This is a genomic window from Mesorhizobium sp. M0185 (assembly GCF_040322175.1).
In the GTDB taxonomy this organism is placed as follows: Bacteria; Pseudomonadota; Alphaproteobacteria; order Rhizobiales; family Rhizobiaceae; genus Mesorhizobium.
Genome location: NZ_JAMYSY010000020.1, coordinates 31,822 through 54,262 on the forward strand (window position 1 = coordinate 31,822; position 22,441 = coordinate 54,262).

Here is a 22,441-nt window from a genome sequence, read left to right on the forward strand (position 1 = left end):
CCCAATGGGTCGCGTGCTGCAGATCACCGGTCTGGTCGTCGGCCTGGCCGGGCTCGTCCTGCAACTCTGCATCACCGTCCCGGCATCAATGGAAGCCGGCCGCGGCTTTGCCGGCTCGCTGGTCTTCTATTTCAGCTTCTTCACCATCCTGACCAACATCGGCGCGGTGCTCGTCCATGCCTCGTTGCTGTCGTCGACGGGTTATGCCTGGTTTCCGGCCTTTGCCGCGCCACGGATGCGGGCGGGCGTAGCCGTCGCCATAACGCTGGTCCTCATCGTTTATGCAACGGTCCTGGCGCAGCTTTGGCAGCCGCAAGGGCTGTTCCTGCTCTGCGATGTGCTCCTGCACTATGTGACGCCGGTGTTGTTCGTGCTGTGGTGGCTTGTGGCAGGCGCCGACGGCTCGACGCGGTGGCGCGACATCTCCTGGTGGATGATCTATCCGATCGCCTATCTGGCCTACGCGCTGCTGCGGGCGCCGATTGCCGGTGAAGTGCCCTACCCGTTCCTCGATCTCGCTAAGAACGGCGCGACCAGCGTCGCCGTCTCGGCTCTGGCCATCACCGGGCTCTTTCTGATGCTGTGCATTGTGGCGGTGCTTGTGGACCATGGTGTCACGCGGATCAGGGCGGCGGACATCCGCTAAAGTGCGATAGCGCCCCGTCGAACTCCTCAGTCCCAGAACGGCCTCAGACCTTCACGATGGGCATCGCAGCGTGAAATGCCGATATCCTTGAGCTGGGCGTCGGTCATCTCGAGCAGGACCAGCCGACTGCGGCGGCGATCCAGCAGGCTGTCGATCCATCGGACGAATGACGTGACCACTTGCACGAGCCCGCGAACATAGGATCTCCGGCCCGACGAGCGGCTTCCGGTCAATTCAACTGCCGCGTAGCGGATTGTCTCTATTGTACCCATTTTCTTTCTGCCAAGATTGCAATTGTGCCTTTTCGTACGGCCCGCTCCATATGTATTGACTCTCATTTCGGTGCAATGTAAAAAATTGTCACCATGACAACTTGGCTTCCAGACCTGACCGCCCGCACCGGCCCGCTCTATCAGCGGCTTGCTGATTCCATCGAGACGGACATCGACCGCGGCCTGATCGGTGCAGGGGCAAAGCTGCCGCCGCAGCGCGATCTGGCATACGACATCGGCACGACCGTCGGCACGGTCGGCAGGGCCTATCAATTGCTGCGCGAGCGGGGATTGGTGAGCGGCGAGGTCGGCCGCGGAACCTATGTTATCGCTCAACAGTCGGAGAGCGCAAAGCCGGATTTCCTGGGGCCGGTCGAACAAGGCACGCGCTATATGGATGCGCCCGGCGACAAGCTGCGCTTCGATAGCACGGCCGCACCGGATGTCGGCCAGGGTGCCATCGTCGCAGACGTGTTGACACGCACGGCGCAAGACCATCCGCATGAGATTTCAAGCTACACGCGTGATTTCCCGGACCGCTGGTTCGAAGCCGGCAGGCGCTGGCTGTCACGCAATTCCTTTCGCCCGGCCGCAGATGCCATTGTCCCCACGCTCGGCACCCACGCGGCGGTAATGGCAACCATTGCGGGGCTCACCGCCCCCGGCGACTATGTCGTTTTCGAACACCTCACCTATTCGCAGATCTCGCGCAGCGCCGGCCTGATCGGTCGCCGGACCGCACTGGTGGCGGCTGATGACGAGGGCATCGATCCCGAGGATTTCGAGCGCGTCTGCGCACAAAAGCATCCGAAGATGATGTTTTTGATGCCGACGGCCAAAAACCCGACGCTGACAACGCTGTCGGCCGCGCGCCGCGAGGCAATCGCGCGTATCGCCCGTCAATATAACGTCGTCCTGATCGAGGACGATCTCTATGGCGGACTGACCGACGACCCAACGCCTTTATTGGCCGAATATGCTCCCGAACGGACCATCGTTGCCGGCGGCCTGTCGAAATCGGTCGCGGCGGGTGTTCGCGGCGGCTGGCTCGCTTGCCCGCCGGCCTATCGTCACCGCATCCGGGTTGCCCACAAGATGATGACGGGCGGCCTGCCCTTTCTGCTGGCGGAGGTGGGCAGCCGGCTGGTGCTGTCCGGTCAGGCCGCTGAGATGCGCAAACGCAGCATTGCCGAGATCGGTGCACGCATCGCGATCGTGCGCGAGACACTCGACGGCTTCGAGTTCAAGACGCTGGATAATGTGCCGTTCGTCTGGCTCACTTTGCCGGACCCATGGCTTTCCGGCACTTTCAAGCAGGCCTGCCTCGAACATGGCGTGCTCATCGACGACGAGGACGAGTTCAAGGCAGGGCGTTCCGAACAGGCCTTTCACGGCGTGCGGTTTGGCATCTCGCAGCCGCGACAGCGGGACGATATCGCGCACGGCGTCGCGGTAATCCGGCGGCTTCTGGACGAAGGCCGCGCCGGCTACGACAGCTTTTCCTGAACCGGCTTGAAACCGGCGGGTCGAGTGGCGATCTTTCGCTACTTGCGGTCAGCTGTTGCTTTCCATCGTTTTAGTCATCCAACGGGGTGTATCGGCTGCAACGCTTGCGATAAGACGGGACTCGATCCCAAGGACACAATTGCCGATCATGACCATTTCCAATTCCGTGCCGATCACTCCTGAACTCATTGCCGCGCACGGGCTGAAGCCCGACGAGTACCAGCGCATCCTCGACCTCGTCGGGCGCGAACCGAGCTTTACCGAACTTGGTATTTTTTCGGCGATGTGGAACGAGCATTGTTCCTACAAATCCTCGAAGAAGTGGCTGCGCACGCTGCCGACCACCGGGCCGCAAGTCATCCAGGGCCCGGGCGAGAATGCCGGCGTGGTCGACATCGGCGACGGCGACTGCGTCGTCTTCAAGATGGAGAGCCATAACCACCCCTCCTATATCGAGCCCTATCAGGGAGCTGCGACCGGCGTCGGCGGCATCCTGCGCGATGTCTTCACCATGGGCGCGCGGCCGATCGCGGCGATGAACGCGCTGCGCTTCGGCGCGCCGGACCATCCCAAAACCAGGCACCTCGTTGCCGGTGTCGTTTCCGGCGTCGGCGGCTATGGCAATTCCTTCGGCGTGCCGACGGTCGGCGGTGAGGTCAATTTCGACGCCCGCTACAACGGCAATATCCTGGTCAATGCGTTTGCCGCGGGCCTCGCGAAAACAGACGCAATCTTTCTGTCCGAGGCCAAGGGCGTCGGCCTGCCGGTCGTCTATCTCGGCGCCAAGACCGGGCGCGATGGTGTCGGGGGCGCTACCATGGCCTCGGCTGAGTTCGACGACAAGATCGACGAGAAGCGCCCCACCGTGCAGGTTGGCGACCCGTTCACCGAAAAATGCCTGCTCGAAGCCTGCCTCGAACTGATGGCGTCCGGCGCCGTTATCGCCATCCAGGACATGGGTGCCGCCGGCCTCACTTGCTCGGCGGTCGAGATGGGCGCCAAGGGCGACCTCGGCATCGAGCTGGATCTCGACAAGGTGCCGGTGCGTGAAGAGCGCATGAGCGCCTATGAGATGATGCTTTCGGAGAGCCAGGAGCGCATGCTGATGGTGCTGCGCCCCGAAAAGGAAAAACAGGCCGAGGCGATCTTCCACAAATGGGGCCTCGACTTTGCCATCGTCGGCAAGACCACCGACGATCTGCGCTTTCGCGTGCTGCATCAGGGCGACGAGGTTGCCAATCTGCCGATCAAGGATCTCGGCGACCAGGCGCCGGAATATGACCGTCCCTGGGTCGAGCCGAAGAAGCCGGCGCCGCTGGATGGCGATGCACCGCAAGCCGACGTGGCCGAGGCACTGCTCAAGCTGCTGGGCGGACCGGACCTGTCCTCGCGCCGCTGGGTGTGGGAGCAGTACGATACGCTGATCCAGGGCAATTCGTTGCAGCTTCCCGGCGGCGATGCCGGCGTCGTGCGCGTCGACGGTCATCCGACCAAGGCGCTCGCCTTCTCCTCCGACGTGACGCCGCGCTATTGCGAGGCCGATCCCTACGAGGGAGGCAAGCAGGCGGTCGCCGAATGCTGGCGCAATCTTACCGCCACCGGTGCCCTGCCGCTCGCGGCCACCGACAACCTCAATTTCGGCAATCCGGAACGGCCGGAGATCATGGGCCAGCTGGTTGGTGCCGTGAAAGGCATCGGCGATGCCTGCCGGGCGCTTGGCTTCCCGATCGTCTCCGGCAACGTCTCGCTCTACAATGAGACCAACGGCCAAGGCATCCTGCCGACACCGACCATTGGCGGCGTCGGGCTGATTGCCGACTGGTCGAAAATGGTGCGGATCGGCTTTGCCGCCGAAGGCCAGATGATCGTGCTGGTCGGCGCGCCGAGCATGTGGGGCACGCATCTTGGCCAGTCCGCCTATATGCGCGACATTCATGGCCGCGCCGACGGCCCGCCGCCGCCGGTCGATCTCGACCACGAGAAGCGGGTCGGCGACCATGTGCGGGCGCTGATCGGCTCCGGTGTCGTTACCGCGGCGCATGACGTTTCCGACGGCGGGATCGCGGTGGCGCTGGCCGAGATGGCGATGGCCTCAGGCATCGGTGCGACCATCCCCGGCCTGATCGGTACAGATCCGATCCCGGTCTGGTTCGGCGAGGATCAGGGCCGCTATCTGCTGACGCTGTCGATCGATCCGCAGAGCGAGGGGTGGGACGTCATACGCGAACAGCAAAGCCGGCTCGGCATTTTTGCACCGTGGATCGGCTCGACCGGCGGCAGCGAATTGAAGCTCGGCGAGGCGCGTGCGATACCGGTCAGCGAATTGACCGCCGCCCACGAATCCTGGTTCCCTCGCTTCATGGCAAATGAGGTCGTGGACCCGTGATGTGATCGAGAGGGGCCGTTTCGCTGTGGTTCATCCGCCATTTCGACCATATCTATGAGATCACGACCTGAACAAGGAATCCTCACATGGCAATGGACGCCCACGACATCGAACGGCTGATCAAGGAAGGCATTCCGGACGCCAAGGTGACGATTCGCGACCTGGCCGGCGACGGCGACCATTATGCGGCTGAGGTGGTGGCCGAAAGCTTTCGCGGCAAAAGCCGCGTCCAGCAGCACCAGATGGTCTATGACGCGCTGAAGGGCAACATGGGCGGCTTACTGCACGCGCTTGCCCTGCAGACCAGCGTGCCGGAGTGAGCTCTCTTGCAGTTACCGGCTCGCAAGCTTCTTACCGGTCACGGCAATGATCGGCCCCGCCGGATAGTTTCCACCAACAATCATCCGCTCGCCGTTCGACAGCGCCGAAACGACCCCGTCGAAGAAAAGCGCGTTGGGACAATTGAGCGCATCTCGAAACAGCCGTGCGAAGCTGCCGAGGCTGACTTCAGAGCGTGAGATCGCCAGCACGACGGTGTTTTCGTCACGCACGCCGACGCCATTGCGGATATAGCGCGATGTGCCGTTTTGCTCGAAGCGGGGATGAAGCCGGCCGTCGATCACCAGCATCGGGCCGGATTGCGTGGCAAACATCACGTCCGGCCTGGCGGCGGCATAGGCGCTTGTCTCCATGACCGCCGCCTTGCCGTCCTTCCGGACCAGGAAGACGCCGTTCGGTTTCAGGAAGAAATTGCCTTCGCTGTCGGCGACGTTGATCGTCGCCTTCTCCCGGCCGTCTTCGACGAGAAGGCCGACCGGAGTCAGGTCTTGGTGATACATGCCGGCGTTCATGGCGAGCAGCACCGGCCGGCCCTGATCCGCCATCGCCTTGTCGAATTTGTCCAGTGAACCGAAAGCCTTGCCGTCAAAGCCTGCGTGGAACACACCGATGTCATAGTGGCGCAGATCGATTTCGCAGACGACATAGGCGACCGCCTCGAAGCTCGCGTCGCGGCACGGCGCCGGCAATTCACCGCCGACAACGAGGGGTGGTTGTCTCGGCGACCTGGCCCACCAGATCAAGGACAGTGCGGCGAGCAGAACGGCGAGGAGGATCCCGGCGAGATATCGTCTTTTCATCGCGCCTCGGGAAAGATGGTGGCCAACGCTCTTGGCCCAAGATCAGACGTTCCTTTGCGCCATTTGCATGGCAAGGCGGCAAACATCTTGTTTCGCGCAACCCATGGGTTTATTTGAAGGGTAATGTTCGAGCCTGACTCCCACAGGCATGAAAGGGTATTCCATGAGCGGCATCAACGACTACATCGACAATGAAGTGAAGGGCAACGACGTCGTTCTCTTCATGAAGGGCACGCCCGGCTTCCCGCAATGCGGATTTTCCGGCCAGGTCGTGCAGATCCTCGACTATATCGGCGCCGACTATAAGGGCGTCGACGTGCTGACGTCGGCCGAACTGCGGCAAGGCATCAAGGACTATTCCAACTGGCCGACCATCCCGCAGCTCTACGTCAAGGGCGAGTTCGTCGGCGGCTGCGACATCATCCGCGAGATGTTCCAGGCGGGCGAATTGCAGACCTTCCTCGTCGAAAAGGGCGTCAGCGTCAAAGGCGCCGCCTGACTTGTGTTTCTGCGGATGACCTTCCGCCTGCGATTTTCGGGGGTCATGCGCTAAGCGCCAGGGCAGCCCCCACCTTGGCAAAAAGTTCTGTCCGCTATCGGGCAATCAACGAATGGATGCGTCGGCCAGCCGGCGCATTTTCGTTTGAGGATCGGACTGGCCGTGGATCAGCAAGCACAAGCGCAGCAAAAGGCAAGCACCTTGCCCATTCCGCGCTGGGAATTCATTGCGCTGTGCGCGGCGCTGATGGCGCTCAATTCGCTGGCCATCGACATTATTTTGCCGGCGCTGCAGCAGATCGGCGCTTCGCTTGGCATCGAAAATGAAAACCACCGGCAATATGTGGTCACCGCCTATATCCTTGGCTTTGGCGGCGGACAGCTGTTCTTCGGGCCGATCTCGGACCGCTTCGGGCGCCGCGCGCCGCTTGTCGCAGGGCTGGTGATCTACGTCGTGGCGGCCGGCGCTGCGGCAATCGCCCCGTCATTCACCACGCTTCTGCTATGCCGGGCCGTGCAAGGCATCGGTGCGGCGGCGACGCGCGTCATTGCCGTCTCGATCGTGCGCGATACGTTCGACGGAAGGCGCATGGCCGAAGTCATGTCCTTGATCTTCATGGTGTTCATGGCCATTCCGGTGGTGGCGCCCGGTATCGGCCAGTTCATCATGCTGTTTGCGACCTGGCATGTTATCTTCGTCACCATGGCAGCCGGCGCGCTGATCGTGTCCGCCTGGTCGCTGCTGCGCCTGCCCGAGACACTACACCCCGAATATCGCCGGCCGCTCACGGTATCCTCCATCATCGGCGGCTTCCGCATCGTTCTCACCAACCGCATCGCGCTCTGCTACGCCTTCGCCAGCACCTTCATCTTCGGCGCCATGTTCGGCTTCATCGCCTCGGCCCAGCAGATCTATGTCAGCGTGTTCAATGTCGGCGAGATGTTCCCGGTCATCTTCGCGGGGGTTGCCGGCGTGCTTGCTTTTTCGAACTACCTCAATTCGCGCCTCGTCGGCCGCATCGGCATGCGCCGTCTGTCGCAAAGCGCACTGCTGCTGTTTCTGGCCATCAGCCTTGCCTGGCTGGTCGTTTCCATCGAAATAAAGATGCCGCTCTGGCTCTTCATTACCTTCTTTGCCTGCGCCATGGTCCCGTTCGGCGCGCTCGGCGCGAACTTCAACGCGCTCGCCATGGAGCCGCTGGGGCACCTGGCCGGCACTGCGTCGTCGATCCTTGGGTTCATGCAGACATTTCTTGGCGGCATTCTCGGCACGCTGATCGGCCAAGCCTTCAACGGCACGGTGACGCCGCTGGCCGCCGGGTTCTGCAGCGTGTCGGTGGCGGCGCTGCTGATGATCCTGCTGGCCGAGCGCGGCAGACTGTTCCAGCCGCATAACCCGCCGGTTTAATGCACATTGCGCGTGCGCCTAGGATGCACCCTCACTGACCGCGGTGAAGCGGGGGAACAGCGTACGTCCTGCGATTGCTCCACCCATACTGTCCGAAACGGGCAGTGGAAGAGCCTTGTCGAGCGCCTCGAGGACGGAAGCCACGAAGGCCCGATTGAGCGGACCATCGTCCCCTAGATGGGAGTAGGTGGCGCGCGGCTTGCCGATAAGCGTGCCGTTTCGGCGAATTGAGAACTGCAGCGTCAGGGTCATGCCCGCGGTTCCGCGCGGCGGCTTCCAACAGGCGAAGATCGCGGAGAACATCTCGTCTATGGTGTCGACGGAGTCGGGACTGCGACATGCGCGTTCCCCAGCGCTTGCTTCATTGACACCGGCAACCAAGGCAAGGGCAAAGGCCGTTGCAACAATTGCGGACCGAGGTTTCATTCGAGATCTCCGGTTTCGCACAAGATTGGACAACTTTGGCAGCGAAGAGCTATTCTGCCCAGAGCTCGCGGCGCAGCTCCCGCCAGCTCTCCCGGTCCGGCGCGACCAGCAGGCCACCCCCGACATGCGACGGCAGATAGGCGCTGCCGTCGAAGCGCGCGGCATGGCCGCCGGCCTCCGCATGGATCAGCACGCCGGCCAGGTGGTCCCAAGGCATCAGCTTGTTGTAGACGACGAAATGGCCGTGGCCGCTGGCCAGCAGGCGGTATTCGTGGGCGGCGCAGCGATAATTGAACTGCGATAGCGACTTGGTCTGGTTGCGCGCCAAACGTGAGCGGTCCGGCTCGGGCACATAGTGCCATGAGACCGCACCGGTCATTTCCGACATCGGCGCCGGTTTGGCGACATGGACCTTTTCCAGATTGCCATGGGCATGGCGGATATGGCTGCCGGCGCCACTAACGCCGATCAGCCAATCCTTGCCGACGGGATCGTGAATGATGCCGGCGACCGTCTCGCCCTTGATCACGACGCCAAGCATGACGCCGAAAAGCGGCACGCCGGAGGCGAAGTTGAAGGTGCCGTCGACCGGGTCGATGACGAAGGCGAGTTCGGCATCGCCGAGACCGTCGAGCAGCGTCGGGTCGTCGGAGCAGGCCTCCTCGCCGACGATCATTGCGTGGGGATAACGCTGGCGCAGCCTGGCGGTGATGAGCCGTTCGGCATTGACGTCGGCCTCGGTGACGAGATCGGCGGCCGAGGTCTTGCGACGGACGTCGCCCTCGCTCAACCGGCGAAAGCGCGGCATGATCTCGGCGACGGCGGCTTCCGACAGAAGGTCGGCAAGCCAGTCGATCGCGCTGTCGTCAAATGTCATCGGGACGCCTGGTGGTGAGGGTTTCGTTGAGGGCGGCGAAATCGAACAGTTTCCTGTCGAGCAGATGCGAACGCCGCACATTGGTCATGGCGCGGATCATCGTGTCCTTGCGGCCGGGCATGCGCTTCTCGATGTCGTCGAGCATCGCCTTCATGGCGTTGCGCTGCAGGCCTTCCTGGCTACCGCACAGATCGCACGGAATGATCGGGAACTTCATGGCGCCGGCGAATTTCTCTAGATCGGCTTCCGCACAATAGGCGAGCGGCCGCAGCACCATGACATCGCCTTCGTCGTTGAGCAGCTTCGGCGGCATGGCGGCGAGGCGTCCGCCATGGAACAGGTTCATGAAGAAGGTTTCCAGTATGTCCTCGCGGTGATGACCGAGCACCAGCGCCGAGCAGCCCTCCTCGCGGGCAATGCGATAGAGATGGCCGCGCCGTAGCCGCGAGCACAGCGAGCAATAGGTGCTGCCCTCGGCCAGCTTGTCGGTGACCACCGAATAGGTGTCCTGATATTCGATGCGATGCGGAATGGCATGGCTGTCGAGATAATCGGGCAATATGTGCTTGGGAAAGTTCGGCTGGCCCTGGTCGAGATTGCAGGCCAACAGCTCGACCGGCAGCAGCCCGCGCCATTTGAGATCGAGCAGCACGGCAAGCAGGCCGTAGGAATCCTTGCCGCCCGACAGAGCGACCAGCCAGCGGTCGCCGGGCCTCACCATGGAGAAATCGTCGATCGCCTGGCGGGCAAGCCGCAACAGCCGCTTGCGCAGCTTGTTGAACTCGACGGAGGACGGCACATCGGCAAACAGCGGATGAAAGCCGCCTTCGGTATCGGCGACCGGTTCGAGTGTTTCGGCGTCTGGCAGCATATTCATGGCGCGTCGGCCCCAAGATCCTGTTGCCGCCCGCAGTAGCGCATCGGACCGAAAACCGAAATCGATTTCGGAATCACGCCGCGGAAAAGGAAACGAAAAAAGAAAAGGCCGCCTCGACGGGCGGCCTTCGATTGTATCGCGACGAACGCGCCGATCAGCGCGAATAGAATTCGACGACCAGGTTCGGTTCCATCTGCACGGCAAACGGAACGTCCGCCAGGCCGGGGATGCGCGTGAAAGCCGCGGTCATCTTGTTGTGGTCGGCCTCGATGTAGTCGGGCACGTCGCGCTCGGCCAGGCCCACCGATTCCAGCACGATGACCAGCTGCTTCGACTTCTCGCGCACTTCGATGACATCGCCCGGCTTGCAGCGGTACGAGCCGATGTTGACGCGCTTGCCGTTGACGTTGACGTGGCCATGATTGACGAACTGGCGCGCCGCAAAGATGGTCGGCACGAACTTGGCGCGATAGACGACTGCGTCGAGGCGCGATTCGAGCAGGCCGATCAGGTTCTCCGAGGTGTCGCCCTTGCGGCGGTCCGCCTCTTCATAGACCTTGCGGAACTGCTTTTCCGACACGTCGCCATAGTGGCCCTTCAGCTTCTGCTTGGCGCGCAGCTGCAGGCCGAAATCGGAAAGCTTGCCCTTGCGGCGCTGGCCATGCTGGCCGGGGCCGTATTCACGCTTGTTGACCGGGGACTTCGGGCGGCCCCAGATGTTTTCGCCAAGACGGCGGTCGATCTTGTACTTCGCGGATTCGCGCTTGCTCATCGCATTCCCTTTCAAAACAATGCACCCGGAACCTCATGGTCCGGGTGAAGGAAACGCGCCCTCCTCTGGCCTCCGTTTTCGAGACCTGACAGGGTTTTCCACGCAACGCGACGGAAAACCCACGGGACACGTCATTTCAAACAAGACATAGGGAAAGTAAAACCGGCTTCCCAAACGTCTCGCACACATAAAGAAAACCACCGGGCATTGCGGCCCGGTGTTGGTGGGCTGGTTAAACGGAGATTTAACCGCTGTCAAGCTTCCGGCTGGCGCGAATCGCCGAACCGGATAGTGTTACGGTTGTAGAACGTGCCGGATGTGGCGGGAGGTTGCGCCAGCGGCATCAGGAAGGGACTGAAGTCAGAGGAGCTGGAATTCGCATGAAGAAGTTCTTCCTTACGTTGGTAGGAGCCGCGGTGATGGCCGGCACGATGGCGGTCGCGCCCGAGCCGGCGCAGGCCCGGCATTGGCATGGGCACAGGCATCACCAGGTCTGCCGCATCGTGGTCAAGAAGAAGGTGGTGTGGCGCCACGGTCATCGCAAGGTGATCCGCTACAAAGTGCGGCGCTGCGGGTGGGGCTGGAACTGGTAATTTTCGTCCTCGCCCGTTGAGACTTCATGGCCCGCGGCTCAGCCGCGGGCCTTTTATTGACCGGCATCCGCCGTCAGAATGGCCAGTCGATCAGTGTTTCGACTTCTTTTCCGGCAGGCCCTTGCGCTTGGTCTCGGCGAATTCCTCGAGCTGTTTTTCGCTCATGGATTTATACATTCCCTTCGACGCGCCTTTGAGCGCGCCCTTCTTGGTCTCGCCGCGCTTGGCTGACAATGCCGCGCCGGCCGCTTTCTGCTGGGCTTTTGAGGTGGCTGGCATGATGGTTTCTCCTGTTTCCAATGAGGGGAAAACGCATTGTCCGGTGTGATGTTCCCAAAGCGAAAATTGCCTGCGGTCAGGATATCGCCAGGCCAAATCCCTGCATCAGCCGGCGCGTCGGAAAATCGGCGCTGTTCGAGGTGAAGAATGCAAGGTCGGCGCCTTCCGGCAGTGCCTCTCTGCGATAGCGGGCCTCGGTATCGGCAAGCAGCGACAGCGCGCGGCGTGCGATCGCCTCGGCCGGGTCGAGCCAGTCGACCGGCCACGGTGCTGTCTTGCGCATGCGGTTGGCCAAAAACGGATAATGGGTGCAGGCAAGCACGACGATGTCGGTGCGCAGCCCGTCATGCTCGACGAAGCACGGCGCGATCTCGGCGCGCACGGCGTCCTCGTCGACAAAGCCATCGCGCATATAGGCTTCGGCCAATCCCGCCAGCCTGTCGCTGCCGACCAGGCGGACATGGCATTTCTGCGCCCATTTGCTGATCAGGTCGCGCGTGTACTGGCGCTTGACGGTGCCGGGCGTAGCCAGCACCGAAACCAGGCCTGAGCGCGTGCGTTCCGCCGCCGGCTTGATGGCCGGCACGGTGCCGACGAAAGGGTGGCCGGGAAACCTCTCGCGCAAGGCATCGATGACCAGTGTCGAGGCGGTGTTGCAGGCGATGACCGAGATAGCCGGCGAAAACCGGTCGAGCAGCCTGGCGAACAACTCCAGGATATGTGTTCTCAGCGCCGGCTCCTCCCAGCCGCCGAAGGGGAACGCCGCGTCGTCGGCGACATAGATGAAGCGGCGATCAGGCATCAAGACACGCGCCTCACGCAGCACGGTGAGGCCGCCAATGCCGGAATCGAACATCAGGATCGGACGGGCGCTCGATGGATCGGTCATTGTCATTGAGTCACTAAGGGCTGGGAATCACAAACGAGATCACGAGGGAGGCCCGGCCGATGCTTTCTGCTTCGGCCAATGATGCTTTATCCCGGCCGCTTCTATGTGGAACCATCATGGCCTTGATGCGGCGAGCCGGTCACACAAGGCCGCGCTTGCCGAAGCCGCCGGGCCGCGGCCGGCCGTTCGCCGGAGATGCAGGTTGAGATGCAGGGTGGTTCGACGGCACCGGCGCGGCCCGCGTGGCGTAGGCTGGAGCCAGGGCCGTCGCGCCGGCGGCTGACGCTGAATGGAGCGCGGCGGCGCCGCGCAGCGGCCCGGGCGGGTCGAAATCGTCGAAACTCAGGGATGACGCCATATCCGCAGAGCCACCGCCCGCCGGCTTGCCCGCCAAGATGACGGCCCACAGCCCGACAAGAGCCAATCCCAGCAGGTTAAGGCCGGAATGCGAATCTTCGCCGTCGAATTTTACGACAAGAACAGTGCCGGCCTGCAGGATCGCGAACAGCGTCGAGAACACGATATACGACCAAAGGATCCAACCCGACCCTTGCGCGTCGCGGCTTCGACGCCAGGCGAAATTCGCGCGGAACAGAACAATCACCAGCGAGGTAACGAGAACAGCCGCGGCCAGCCCTTCCCTGGAAGGTCCGGGCTTCGAATTGGCCAAACCCTCGATGCCGATGGTCAGCACGACGCACAGCACAAAGGTCACGATTTCCGCAACCAGCAAGGCCGCAGAATAGAAGAAAAAGCGAAGACGCCCGATATTTGAATTGAACATCCGAGGACCCATCGTTCGCCGGACAATGGATCATATCGAATAACATTCGGTTACTGGTGAGGTGGCGGGATTCGAAGCTTAGGGCCGTTGACAAAGTCGGCTTTGTTCACTGAAGCCCAAATGCTACCCGCTTCAAAACGTCGTTCACCTGAAGCCTAAAATCGACGGTGTAGAAGGTCGATTGAACGACTGCGCCTTCTTTGATCTCTAAAATGCTGTCTCGACTGAATGTGCATCCCGTTGCGTCCAGAAGGCTTGATACCGCAGCTATCGCACCGACGGTTTTTTCATCTAGGCGATAGAGTGCCGGATATATCGGGGCGCACTTGTTCCCAGCATTCTCAACTAAGCGCCATTCCGTGTCGAAGAAATACGTCGCACGTGCCTTCGCATCAGATCGCGTGCCACCATGCTCATCGCCCCATCTTGAATGCAAACCGTTGGCCCAGTCGTCTATTGAAATCAGGTTCGAGGTATTTGACTCGACTCCGTATACTATCGAGTAGACGTGGCTGCCGGTTAGCGGCGACGTCAACGCAAACCTATATCTGAATATCAGGTTCTGCTCTTTCTCTTCGTGAGATATTGAGATGGTCTGCAAATATGCAGAGCGAGCCTCCAGTGAAAGTGACATGTCCTTGCGGTTGTTGAGCGCTCGTTTCTTTTCCGAACGCTCCCAATCGGGATAGCGTGACCTGATAACTTCCTCCAGTTCCTGTCTAGGCATTCCGACGCGGAGCACGGAATTGGGTAACAATCTTTCAATGGCTTGCTGTGCGGGAAGTGTGCTCGATGGCTTTTCAAATTCCGACGCCGCAGACATTTCAGATAACAGACAGAATAAGACAAACGCGGGCAAGATAGCTCTGGGCACGATCTCTCTCACTGATTAAGGGCGTCGCCAGCAGAAGAAGCACACCCGCCTTGGCAGTCAATGGCAATTGCTTTTTATGCGCTCCCGTTGGGAACAAACACCTAGTCTTTGTCTGTCGCCTTACCAGCGCGCCGGGCCGCCGCCGGGAGCCGCCTTGGATCGTCGCCGGGCGATCCGTCGCCGCGCGGCATGGCCGGCGAGAACCTGTCCAGCGATGATATTATGCCGCGCAGCACCTTGAGCTCCGGCTCGGCAAAGCCGGGGCGGGTCAGCACAGCGCGCAAATTGTCGACCATCTTCGGCTTCTTCGCTGCCGGGCGGAAATAGCCGCGCGCCTCCAGTGCACCTTCCAGATACGCAAACAGGCCGTGCAATTCTTCCTTGGCAGCCGGTGGCATTTCGGGGCCGGAGAAGTTGGTCCTGGTCTCGTCTTCCAGGCCGGACTTCATCCATTCATAGGACATCAGCAGGGCCGCCTGGGCGATGTTGAGCGAGGAGAAGGCTGGATCGACGGGGAAGGTGACGATCTCGTCGGCAAGGCCGACCTCGTCATTATAGAGGCCGAAGCGCTCGCGACCGAACAGGATGCCGGTGCGCTGGCCGGCCCGCTGCCGCGCGCGCAGCGCCCTGCCCGCCTCGACCGGACCGCGCACCGGCTTGAAATTGTCGCGCGCGCGCGCCGTGGTGGCGAAGACGAAATTCAGATCGGCGACTGCCGAGGCGAGGTCATCGAACACCGTGACGGCATCGATGACGTGGTCGGCGCGGCTTGCGGCGGCACGCGCCTTCTCGCTCGGCCAGCCGTCGCGCGGATTGACGAGCCGCAGCTCGGAAAGGCCGAAATTGGCCATGGCGCGTGCAACCATGCCGATATTCTCGCCGAGCTGCGGCTCGACCAGGATGATCGCCGGTCCGGACGCTGGAGTTCCGGAGGCAAGAGGGGTGTCGGGATCCTGGGTAGCGGCCATGGTTGTCAGTGAACTGCTGTTTGCGGCATTTCGCAGTCCCCTGCCACATTTGGCGACGAAAATGAAGCTTTCGCAAGGAATGCCGGCACTACGGCGCGGTTCGCCGTTTGCGCGGCCAAAAAGCCTTTGATATACGGGCCGCATCCCAGGGCCGGCAGCCGTGCGGGCAAGGCCGTTCCGTTCCCCAAAAGCGAGGCATTCTTTCCATGGCGAAGATCAAGGTGGCGAACCCGGTCGTCGAACTCGACGGCGACGAGATGACCCGCATCATCTGGCAGTTCATCAAGGACAAGCTGATCCACCCTTATCTCGACCTCAAGCTCGAATATTACGACCTCGGCATCGAGCACCGCGACGCCACCAACGACCAGGTGACCATCGATTCCGCCAACGCCATCAAGAAATACGGCGTCGGCGTGAAATGCGCGACGATCACGCCCGACGAGCAGCGCGTCGAGGAATTCAAGCTGAAGAAGATGTGGAAGTCGCCGAACGGCACCATCCGCAACATCCTCGGCGGCACCATCTTTCGCGAGCCGATCATCATGAAGAACGTGCCGCGGCTGGTGCCCGGCTGGACCAAGCCGATCATCGTCGGCCGCCACGCCTTCGGCGACCAGTACCGCGCCACCGACTTCCGCTTCCCCGGCAAGGGCAAGCTGACGATCAAATTCGTCGGCGAGGACGGCCAGGTGATCGAGCACGACGTCTTCGACGCACCCGGCGCCGGCGTCGCCATGGCCATGTACAATCTCGACGAATCGATCCGCGAATTCGCCCGCGCCTCCCTGAACTACGGCCTGCTGCGCAATTACCCCGTCTACCTCTCGACCAAGAACACCATCCTCAAAGCCTATGACGGCCGCTTCAAGGACATCTTCCAGGAGGTCTACGAGGCGGAGTTCGAAACAGAATTCAAAGCGAAGAAGCTCTGGTACGAGCACCGGCTGATCGACGACATGGTGGCCTCCAGCCTGAAATGGTCGGGTGGCTATGTCTGGGCCTGCAAGAATTATGACGGCGACGTGCAGTCCGACACGGTGGCGCAAGGCTTCGGCTCGCTCGGCCTGATGACCTCGGTGCTGATGACGCCGGACGGCAAGACCGTCGAGGCGGAAGCCGCACACGGCACCGTTACCCGCCACTATCGCCAGCACCAGAAGGGCGAGGAGACCTCGACCAATTCGATCGCCTCGATCTTTGCCTGGACGCGCGGCCTCGCGCACCGCGCCAAGCTCGACGACAATGCCGAACTGAGGCGCTTTGCCGAGACGCTGGAAAGGGTCTGCATCCAGACGGTCGAGTCCGGCTTCATGACCAAGGACCTGTCGCTGCTGATCGGCCCCGACCAGCCATGGCTTTCGACCACCGGCTTCCTCGACAAGATCGACGAGAATTTGCAGAAAGCGATGGCCTGAGCCCAACCGGCATGGGCAAGCCCGTCGTCTACGGCGCGGACTACAGCGTCTATGTGCGCATCGTGCGGCTGGTGCTGGAGGAAAAGGGCGTCGGCTACGAGCTCGTGCCCGTCGACATCTTTGCCGCGGACGGCATTCCCGGCTGGTATTTCGAGCACCAGCCGTTCGGCCGCATCCCGGCCTTCGAGCATGACGGCTTTCGCCTCTACGAGACCGGCGCGATTGCCCGTTATGTCGACGAAGCCTTTGGCGGCCCGGCGCTGCAACCGGTCGAAGCCCGGCCTCGAGCACGCCTGAACCAGATCACCGGCCTGCTCGACGCCTACGCCTACAGGGCCATGGTCTGGGATGTCGCTGTCGAGCGGCTGGAAAAAACGCCGCCCGACGAAGCCGTGATCGCCAACGGGTTGCGGCAGGCGAGAACGGCATTGCAGGCGCTCTCCTCGCTGAAAGCCGAAGGGCCTTGGCTGTTGGGAACGGACCTGACGCTGGCCGACCTGCACGCCGCACCGATCATCGGCTATTTCATCAAGGTCGCCGAGGGACAAGCCCTGCTGGCCGAGTTTGCCGAGATCCGGGATTGGTATGTGCGCATCACTCAACGCGCGAGTTTTGCGAAAACCGAAAAGGCAGGGTGAAACCGCCGCGAGGCGCGGCAACTTCGCACGACCTGGGTTCCTCGCCTCGCTTGCGGGGAGAGCTGGCTCGGCGAAGCCGAGACGGAGAGGGGAAATCGGCGCATTCCTAAAGCGCCTTTTGATTGCGCAGGCCCCCTCTCCGGCCGCTTCGCGGCCACCTCTCCCCCACTTCGTGGGGGCGAGAAACCGGAGCCAAGCCGCTCAATCGGGAAGGTAGATCTCCGCCTTCATGAAGGTCTTCGCACGGCCTGTGATCAGCACGCGATCTCCGGCCAGTTCGCATAGCAAATGCCCGCCGCGCTGCGAGCATTGGAATGCCGACAGATGCGTCTTGCCGAGTTTTTCAGCCCAGTAAGGCACCAGCGTCGCATGAATGGAGCCGGTAACCGGATCCTCGGGAATGCCCGCCCCGGGCACGAAGTAACGGGAGACGAAATCGTGGGCTCGCCCAGGCGCGGTAATGACCAGGCCGAGAGGATGAAAACGTCCGATCCTGAGCAGATCGGGAACGAAAGATCGCACGGTTGTCTCGTCGGCAAGCTCGACAAACAGGTTCTCGAAATTGCGGAAGCTCGCAACCGGCCGCTGAGGCAATATCGCTTGCAGCGCCGAGTTCAGCTCTTCCTCGACGGGCTGCGGCGGAAAACAAGGCAGATCGAGCTGATAGCCCCCTTCCCACCGGGAAACCCGCAGCTCGCCGACCCGGGTGGCGAAGGCCATTTCGCCCTGACCATTGTATTCCGTAGCCAGCACATGGGCTGCCGCAAGAGTGGCGTGGCCGCAGAAGTCGACTTCATGGACCGGCGTGAACCAGCGCAAATCCCAACCTTTGCCATTCGGCCGCACAAACGCGGTTTCAGCAAGATTGTTTTCGTTGGCGATGGCCTGCATTACCTGCTCCGACAGCCATTCCTCTAAAAGGAGAACGGCGGCAGGGTTACCCTGGAAGGCCCGTTCGGCAAAGGCATCGACCTGATACATCGTCAGCGTCGGCATATCGGCCCTCAAAGATATCCGCTGGGCGGCGCGCCATTTCGGCCGTGCCGCCCCCGGTGTAGGTTCACGCCGCTTCGAGAGCCGCTTTCACCGCAGCGATCGCGTCTTCGGCCTTCGAGCCGTCCGGGCCGCCGGCCTGGGCCATATCGGGTCGCCCGCCGCCGCCTTGCCCGCCCAATGCCGCGGACGCGACGCGCACCAGATCGATGGCGTTGAAGCGGCCGGTCAGATCATCGGTGACGGCGACGACGACGCTCGCCTTGTTGTCCTCGCCGGCGCCGACAAAGACGACGATGCCGGAGCCGAGCGACTTCTTGCCGGCATCGGCCAACGGCTTAAGATCCTTTGGCGAGACGCCCGATACCGCCTTGCCGAGAAAACCGACACCGGCAATGGTTTCGTTTTCCGCAGGCACACCGGCTGGCGAGCGATCGCCCAGCGCCAGCTTCTTGCGCGCCTCGATCAGCTCCTTTTCGAGCTTCTTGCGTTCGTCCAGCAGCGCCTCGACGCGGGCCGGCACATCGGCCGGCGAAATCTTCAACGCGGCGGCGGCCGCCTTCAACCGCTTGTCCTGTTCGTCGAGATGCTTTCTGGCCGCCTCGCCGGTCAACGCCTCGATGCGGCGCACGCCGGCAGCGACCGCGCTGTCGGACACGATGCGCACCAGGCCGATATCGCCGGTCGCCCTGACATGGGTGCCGCCGCATAGCTCGACCGAGTAAGGCCGGTTGGCCTTGGCGCCATGCAAGCCCGTGCCCATCGAAACGACGCGCACTTCATCGCCATATTTCTCGCCAAACAGCGCCATGGCGCCTTCGGCAATGGCGTCGTCGACAGACATCAGCCGCGTGGTTACAGGGCCGTTCTGAACGACGATCTCGTTTGCCATGCGCTCGACCTCTTCGAGCTCGTCAGGCGAGATCGGCTTGTTGTGCGAAATGTCGAAGCGCAGACGCTCGGGCGCGACCAGCGAGCCCTTCTGCGCCACATGGGTACCCAGCACCTCGCGCAGCGCCTCATGGATCAGATGCGTGGCGGAATGGTTCGCGCGCAGCCTGGTGCGACGCGCGTGGTCCACCTTCAGCTCGACGGTCGCGCCCGTCTTGACCGTGCCGGTAGCCACCTTGCCGAGATGGACGAAAAGCCCATCGGCCTTCTTCTGGGTATCGGATATCTCGATCGAGAACCCGTCGCCTGAAATGACGCCGGTATCGCCCATCTGGCCACCGGACTCGCCATAGAACGGCGTCTGGTTGACAACCACGGCAACGGCGTCGCCTTTGCCGGCGCTTTCCACGGTCTTGCCGTCCTTGACCAGCGCCTGGACGAGGCCTTCGGCCTGCTCGGTCTCATAGCCCAGGAATTCGGTGGCGCCGGTCTCCTCACGCACCGCGAACCATATCGTCTCGGTTGCGGCCTCACCGGAACCAGCCCAGCTTTTGCGCGCCTCCGCCTTCTGCCGCTCCATCGCCTCGGTGAAGCCGGCAAGGTTGACCGAGATGTTGCGCTGGCGCAGCGCATCCTGCGTCAGATCGAGCGGAAAGCCATAGGTGTCGTAGAGCTTGAACGCTGTCTCGCCATCCAGCATGTCGCCGGAGGCCAGCTTTTCCGTCGCCTCGGAAAGCAAGCCCAAGCCGCGCACCAGCGTCTTGCGGAAACGAGTTTCCTCAAGCTTCAGCGTTTCGGTGATCATCTGTTCGCCGCGCACCAGTTCCGGGTAGGCTTGGCCCATCTCGCGGACCAGTGCCGGCACCAGGCGCCACATCAGCGGATCGCGGGCGCCGAGCAACTGCGCGTGGCGCATGGCGCGGCGCATGATGCGACGAAGCACGTAGCCGCGTCCTTCGTTGGACGGCAGCACGCCGTCGGCGACCAGGAAGCAGGACGAACGCAAATGGTCGGCGATGACACGGAACGATGCGACGGTGCCCGCATCCGGACCTTTGCCAAGCGCCGACGACGCAGCGTCGATCAGGTGGCGGAACAGGTCGGTTTCGAAGACGCTTTCAACGCCTTGCAGGATGGAAGCCATGCGCTCGAGGCCCATGCCTGTGTCGATCGACGGACGCGGCAGGTCGACGCGCTCTTCCTTCGTCACCTGTTCGTACTGCATGAACACCAGGTTCCAGAATTCAAGGAAACGGTCGCCATCCTCCTCGGGGCTGCCGGGAGGGCCGCCCCAGATATGCTCGCCACGGTCGATGAATATCTCCGAACACGGCCCGCAAGGCCCGGTGTCACCCATCGCCCAGAAGTTGTCCGAAGTCGCGATGCGGATGATGCGATCGTCCGAAAGGCCGGCGATCTTCTTCCAGTACGAAGCCGCCTCGTCGTCGGTGTGGTAGACGGTGACCAGCAGCTTGTCCTTCTTCAGCCCGAACTCCCTGGTGATCAGGTTCCAGGCAAGCTCTATGGCCCGCTCCTTGAAATAGTCGCCGAAGGAGAAATTGCCGAGCATCTCGAAGAAGGTCAGGTGGCGCGCGGTGTAGCCGACATTGTCGAGGTCGTTGTGCTTGCCGCCGGCGCGAACACTCTTCTGGGCGGTCGTGGCGCGCGAATAGGGCCGCTTCTCCAGACCGGTGAAAACGTTCTTGAACTGCACCATGCCGGCATTGGTGAACATCAGCGTCGGGTCGTTGCGCGGCACCAGCGGGCTTGACGCGACGACCTCGTGACCTTCCTTGCGAAAATAGTCGAGAAATGCCGACCGGATCTCGTTGACGCCACTCATGAATACTGCCTTTTCGAGAGAACCGCCGGATGCCGGCGGAAAATAGACATGGCCTTTTAGCGGTCGCACCGCAGCCTGTCCAGAAACACCAAATGGGCTCAAATCCCGGCGTTCACCAGCGCCTTGAAATGCGTCTGCCTCGCCGTCAAACGCGAACCGCCGGCCCTGGGCCGGCGGTTCGAAACGCATCGATTACGCAAACTCAAAATCAAAACATCAAATCGAAACCTGGCTGAGGCTCAGCGAGGCGTCGCTTGCCCTACATCACCCCAGCGTCGTCCTCGAAACCGTCGTCGCTGCTTTCGGAGCCGCCGTTCTCAAGGAATTTCTCAGCGATCAGTCCGGCATTCTGCCGTAGCGCCAGCTCGATCTCGCGCGCCGTGTCGGGATTGTCGCGCAGGAACAGTTTTGCGTTTTCGCGGCCCTGGCCAAGACGCTGCGAATTGTAGGAGAACCAGGCGCCCGACTTTTCGACCACGCCCGCCTTGACGCCGAGATCGACCAGCTCGCCGGTCTTGGAGACGCCCTCGCCATACATGATGTCGAACTCGACCACCTTGAAGGGCGGCGCCAGCTTGTTCTTGACGACCTTGACGCGGGTCTGGTTGCCGACGACCTCGTCGCGATCCTTGACCGAGCCGATGCGGCGGATGTCGAGGCGGACCGAGGCATAGAATTTCAACGCATTGCCGCCGGTCGTCGTCTCGGGCGAACCAAACATGACGCCGATCTTCATGCGGATCTGGTTGATGAAGATGACCATGGTGTTGGAGCGCGAGATCGAGGCGGTGAGCTTGCGCAGTGCCTGGCTCATCAGGCGGGCCTGCAGGCCGGGCAGCGAATCGCCCATCTCGCCTTCGATTTCCGCCCGCGGCGTCAACGCCGCCACCGAATCGACCACCAGCACGTCGATGGCGCCGGAGCGCACCAGCGTGTCGCAGATCTCCAGCGCCTGCTCGCCGGTATCGGGCTGCGAGATCAGCAGGTTTTCGAGATCGACGCCGAGCTTGCGGGCATAGACCGGGTCGAGCGCGTGCTCGGCATCGACGAAGGCGCAGATGCCGCCCTTCTTCTGGGCTTCGGCCACCGTGTGCAGCGCCAGCGTCGTCTTGCCCGAGCTTTCCGGCCCGTAGATCTCGACGATGCGGCCGCGCGGCAGGCCGCCGACGCCAAGCGCGATGTCCAGCCCAAGCGAGCCGGTCGGCACCGTTTCGATCTCGACGACCTGCTCGTTCGCGCCGAGCCGCATGATCGAGCCCTTGCCGAAGGCACGCTCGATTTGCGACAGCGCCGCATCCAGAGCCTTTGATTTGTCCACCGCTTTGTCCTCTACAAGCCGCAAAGAATTCTGAGCCATGATACATCACCCCGTGGTCGTCAATGGAGGCCGGACAATCCCGCAATCCTTAAAAGAATGTACCTCATTTGTTCTCATTTGTCAATGAGCACCAAGGGTTTGAAAAA

23 protein-coding genes are annotated in these 22,441 nt (G+C 62.2%); 9 read left to right on the top strand and 14 right to left on the bottom strand.

The window, feature by feature from the left end:
* The first annotated feature begins 4 nt into the window (after positions 1 to 4).
* A complete protein-coding gene (locus NKJ20_RS17535; protein ID WP_352745675.1) occupies positions 5 to 646 on the top strand; it encodes a Pr6Pr family membrane protein in 642 nt (213 codons plus the stop codon).
* Positions 647 to 672: 26 nt separating this feature from the next.
* Here the strand turns inward: NKJ20_RS17535 and NKJ20_RS17540 are convergent, their stop codons facing one another.
* On the bottom strand, positions 673 to 918 hold the full coding sequence (locus NKJ20_RS17540; protein ID WP_352449398.1) for a DUF1127 domain-containing protein: 246 nt from the start codon (positions 916 to 918) through the stop codon (positions 673 to 675).
* Positions 919 to 1,011: 93 nt separating this feature from the next.
* Between NKJ20_RS17540 and NKJ20_RS17545 the strand changes: the two genes are divergently transcribed.
* The 3 genes from NKJ20_RS17545 (at position 1,012) to NKJ20_RS17555 (ending at position 5,130) form a co-directional block, all read left to right on the top strand.
* Complete coding sequence (locus tag NKJ20_RS17545) at positions 1,012 to 2,424, top strand: aminotransferase-like domain-containing protein (protein ID WP_352745678.1); 1,413 nt, start codon at positions 1,012 to 1,014, stop codon at positions 2,422 to 2,424.
* Between the two features lie 148 nt (positions 2,425 to 2,572).
* Entirely contained in the window at positions 2,573 to 4,810 is a 2,238-nt protein-coding gene (gene purL / locus NKJ20_RS17550; RefSeq protein WP_352745680.1) for a phosphoribosylformylglycinamidine synthase subunit PurL, read from the top strand.
* A gap of 86 nt (positions 4,811 to 4,896) precedes the next feature.
* Positions 4,897 to 5,130, top strand: coding sequence for a BolA/IbaG family iron-sulfur metabolism protein (locus NKJ20_RS17555; RefSeq protein ID WP_352745681.1), 234 nt, complete (start codon positions 4,897 to 4,899; stop codon positions 5,128 to 5,130).
* Between the two features lie 12 nt (positions 5,131 to 5,142).
* Here NKJ20_RS17555 and NKJ20_RS17560 read toward each other — a convergent pair whose 3' ends face one another.
* Positions 5,143 to 5,949 (bottom strand): phosphodiester glycosidase family protein, encoded by an 807-nt coding sequence (locus tag NKJ20_RS17560; RefSeq protein ID WP_352745684.1) that lies wholly within the window; start codon positions 5,947 to 5,949, stop codon positions 5,143 to 5,145.
* A 163-nt stretch (positions 5,950 to 6,112) separates the two neighbouring features.
* Here NKJ20_RS17560 and grxD point away from each other — a divergent pair, with 163 nt between their 5' ends.
* Both grxD and NKJ20_RS17570 read left to right on the top strand, forming a co-directional pair.
* Entirely contained in the window at positions 6,113 to 6,448 is a 336-nt protein-coding gene (grxD, locus tag NKJ20_RS17565) for a Grx4 family monothiol glutaredoxin (protein ID WP_023674712.1), read from the top strand.
* A gap of 207 nt (positions 6,449 to 6,655) precedes the next feature.
* Positions 6,656 to 7,855, top strand: coding sequence for a multidrug effflux MFS transporter (locus tag NKJ20_RS17570; RefSeq protein WP_502902816.1), 1,200 nt, complete (start codon positions 6,656 to 6,658; stop codon positions 7,853 to 7,855).
* A gap of 18 nt (positions 7,856 to 7,873) precedes the next feature.
* On the opposite strand, the gene NKJ20_RS17575 is transcribed toward NKJ20_RS17570, so the two are convergent.
* The 4 genes from NKJ20_RS17575 to rpsD form a co-directional block, all read right to left on the bottom strand.
* A complete protein-coding gene (locus NKJ20_RS17575) occupies positions 7,874 to 8,281 on the bottom strand; it encodes a UCP034077 family protein (protein ID WP_352474640.1) in 408 nt (135 codons plus the stop codon).
* Positions 8,282 to 8,330: 49 nt separating this feature from the next.
* On the bottom strand, positions 8,331 to 9,158 hold the full coding sequence (locus NKJ20_RS17580) for an inositol monophosphatase family protein (RefSeq protein ID WP_352492462.1): 828 nt from the start codon (positions 9,156 to 9,158) through the stop codon (positions 8,331 to 8,333).
* Positions 9,148 to 10,035, bottom strand: a complete 888-nt coding sequence (gene ttcA / locus NKJ20_RS17585; RefSeq protein WP_352702488.1) for a tRNA 2-thiocytidine(32) synthetase TtcA — start codon at positions 10,033 to 10,035, stop codon at positions 9,148 to 9,150. Before ttcA ends, NKJ20_RS17580 begins: the two co-directional genes overlap by 11 nt.
* A 154-nt stretch (positions 10,036 to 10,189) precedes the next feature.
* On the bottom strand, positions 10,190 to 10,807 hold the full coding sequence (gene rpsD / locus NKJ20_RS17590; RefSeq protein ID WP_023717376.1) for a 30S ribosomal protein S4: 618 nt from the start codon (positions 10,805 to 10,807) through the stop codon (positions 10,190 to 10,192).
* 380 nt (positions 10,808 to 11,187) lie between these two features.
* Between rpsD and NKJ20_RS17595 the strand changes: the two genes are divergently transcribed.
* A complete protein-coding gene (locus tag NKJ20_RS17595; RefSeq protein WP_023674706.1) occupies positions 11,188 to 11,400 on the top strand; it encodes a hypothetical protein in 213 nt (70 codons plus the stop codon).
* Between the two features lie 90 nt (positions 11,401 to 11,490).
* On the opposite strand, the gene NKJ20_RS17600 is transcribed toward NKJ20_RS17595, so the two are convergent.
* The 5 genes from NKJ20_RS17600 to NKJ20_RS17620 all read right to left on the bottom strand — a co-directional run bounded on the left by NKJ20_RS17600 (position 11,491) and on the right by NKJ20_RS17620 (position 15,194).
* Positions 11,491 to 11,679 (bottom strand): DUF3008 family protein, encoded by a 189-nt coding sequence (locus NKJ20_RS17600; RefSeq protein WP_023674705.1) that lies wholly within the window; start codon positions 11,677 to 11,679, stop codon positions 11,491 to 11,493.
* A 76-nt stretch (positions 11,680 to 11,755) separates the two neighbouring features.
* Entirely contained in the window at positions 11,756 to 12,568 is an 813-nt protein-coding gene (gene murI, locus NKJ20_RS17605; protein ID WP_352745689.1) for a glutamate racemase, read from the bottom strand.
* Positions 12,569 to 12,707: 139 nt separating this feature from the next.
* Positions 12,708 to 13,364: a DUF805 domain-containing protein gene (locus NKJ20_RS17610; protein ID WP_502902815.1), complete on the bottom strand. Its 657-nt coding sequence runs from the start codon at positions 13,362 to 13,364 to the stop codon at positions 12,708 to 12,710.
* Between the two features lie 94 nt (positions 13,365 to 13,458).
* Positions 13,459 to 14,211 (bottom strand): hypothetical protein, encoded by a 753-nt coding sequence (locus tag NKJ20_RS17615; protein WP_352745694.1) that lies wholly within the window; start codon positions 14,209 to 14,211, stop codon positions 13,459 to 13,461.
* Positions 14,212 to 14,327: 116 nt separating this feature from the next.
* Positions 14,328 to 15,194: an RNA methyltransferase gene (locus NKJ20_RS17620; RefSeq protein WP_352745696.1), complete on the bottom strand. Its 867-nt coding sequence runs from the start codon at positions 15,192 to 15,194 to the stop codon at positions 14,328 to 14,330.
* Between the two features lie 206 nt (positions 15,195 to 15,400).
* Between NKJ20_RS17620 and NKJ20_RS17625 the strand changes: the two genes are divergently transcribed.
* Complete coding sequence (locus NKJ20_RS17625) at positions 15,401 to 16,612, top strand: NADP-dependent isocitrate dehydrogenase (RefSeq protein ID WP_352449387.1); 1,212 nt, start codon at positions 15,401 to 15,403, stop codon at positions 16,610 to 16,612.
* A gap of 11 nt (positions 16,613 to 16,623) precedes the next feature.
* The gene (locus NKJ20_RS17630; RefSeq protein WP_352745698.1) at positions 16,624 to 17,250 is read left to right on the top strand and encodes a glutathione S-transferase family protein; all 627 of its coding nucleotides are present in this window, start codon (positions 16,624 to 16,626) and stop codon (positions 17,248 to 17,250) included.
* Between the two features lie 201 nt (positions 17,251 to 17,451).
* Here NKJ20_RS17630 and NKJ20_RS17635 read toward each other — a convergent pair whose 3' ends face one another.
* The 3 genes from NKJ20_RS17635 to recA form a co-directional block, all read right to left on the bottom strand.
* Entirely contained in the window at positions 17,452 to 18,246 is a 795-nt protein-coding gene (locus tag NKJ20_RS17635) for a PhzF family phenazine biosynthesis protein (RefSeq protein ID WP_352745700.1), read from the bottom strand.
* A gap of 64 nt (positions 18,247 to 18,310) precedes the next feature.
* Positions 18,311 to 20,977: an alanine--tRNA ligase gene (gene alaS / locus NKJ20_RS17640; RefSeq protein ID WP_352745703.1), complete on the bottom strand. Its 2,667-nt coding sequence runs from the start codon at positions 20,975 to 20,977 to the stop codon at positions 18,311 to 18,313.
* 259 nt (positions 20,978 to 21,236) lie between these two features.
* Entirely contained in the window at positions 21,237 to 22,334 is a 1,098-nt protein-coding gene (recA, locus tag NKJ20_RS17645; RefSeq protein WP_023674696.1) for a recombinase RecA, read from the bottom strand.
* Positions 22,335 to 22,441 lie beyond the last annotated feature (107 nt).

Excerpts from the sequence above, each read along its gene's own strand:
- NKJ20_RS17535 (WP_352745675.1), top strand. The coding sequence starts at position 5 with ATGGGTCGCGTGCTGCAGATCACCGGTCTGGTCGTCGGCCTGGCCGGG.
- NKJ20_RS17540 (WP_352449398.1), bottom strand. The coding sequence starts at position 918 with ATGGGTACAATAGAGACAATCCGCTACGCGGCAGTTGAATTGACCGGA.
- NKJ20_RS17545 (WP_352745678.1), top strand. The coding sequence starts at position 1,012 with ATGACAACTTGGCTTCCAGACCTGACCGCCCGCACCGGCCCGCTCTAT.
- purL (WP_352745680.1), top strand. The coding sequence starts at position 2,573 with ATGACCATTTCCAATTCCGTGCCGATCACTCCTGAACTCATTGCCGCG.
- NKJ20_RS17555 (WP_352745681.1), top strand. The coding sequence starts at position 4,897 with ATGGCAATGGACGCCCACGACATCGAACGGCTGATCAAGGAAGGCATT.
- NKJ20_RS17560 (WP_352745684.1), bottom strand. The coding sequence starts at position 5,949 with ATGAAAAGACGATATCTCGCCGGGATCCTCCTCGCCGTTCTGCTCGCC.
- grxD (WP_023674712.1), top strand. The coding sequence starts at position 6,113 with ATGAGCGGCATCAACGACTACATCGACAATGAAGTGAAGGGCAACGAC.
- NKJ20_RS17575 (WP_352474640.1), bottom strand. The coding sequence starts at position 8,281 with ATGAAACCTCGGTCCGCAATTGTTGCAACGGCCTTTGCCCTTGCCTTG.
- NKJ20_RS17580 (WP_352492462.1), bottom strand. The coding sequence starts at position 9,158 with ATGACATTTGACGACAGCGCGATCGACTGGCTTGCCGACCTTCTGTCG.
- ttcA (WP_352702488.1), bottom strand. The coding sequence starts at position 10,035 with ATGAATATGCTGCCAGACGCCGAAACACTCGAACCGGTCGCCGATACC.
- rpsD (WP_023717376.1), bottom strand. The coding sequence starts at position 10,807 with ATGAGCAAGCGCGAATCCGCGAAGTACAAGATCGACCGCCGTCTTGGC.
- NKJ20_RS17595 (WP_023674706.1), top strand. The coding sequence starts at position 11,188 with ATGAAGAAGTTCTTCCTTACGTTGGTAGGAGCCGCGGTGATGGCCGGC.
- NKJ20_RS17600 (WP_023674705.1), bottom strand. The coding sequence starts at position 11,679 with ATGCCAGCCACCTCAAAAGCCCAGCAGAAAGCGGCCGGCGCGGCATTG.
- murI (WP_352745689.1), bottom strand. The coding sequence starts at position 12,568 with ATGACCGATCCATCGAGCGCCCGTCCGATCCTGATGTTCGATTCCGGC.
- NKJ20_RS17610 (WP_502902815.1), bottom strand. The coding sequence starts at position 13,364 with ATGGGTCCTCGGATGTTCAATTCAAATATCGGGCGTCTTCGCTTTTTC.
- NKJ20_RS17620 (WP_352745696.1), bottom strand. The coding sequence starts at position 15,194 with ATGGCCGCTACCCAGGATCCCGACACCCCTCTTGCCTCCGGAACTCCA.
- NKJ20_RS17625 (WP_352449387.1), top strand. The coding sequence starts at position 15,401 with ATGGCGAAGATCAAGGTGGCGAACCCGGTCGTCGAACTCGACGGCGAC.
- NKJ20_RS17630 (WP_352745698.1), top strand. The coding sequence starts at position 16,624 with ATGGGCAAGCCCGTCGTCTACGGCGCGGACTACAGCGTCTATGTGCGC.
- NKJ20_RS17635 (WP_352745700.1), bottom strand. The coding sequence starts at position 18,246 with ATGCCGACGCTGACGATGTATCAGGTCGATGCCTTTGCCGAACGGGCC.
- alaS (WP_352745703.1), bottom strand. The coding sequence starts at position 20,977 with ATGAGTGGCGTCAACGAGATCCGGTCGGCATTTCTCGACTATTTTCGC.
- recA (WP_023674696.1), bottom strand. The coding sequence starts at position 22,334 with ATGGCTCAGAATTCTTTGCGGCTTGTAGAGGACAAAGCGGTGGACAAA.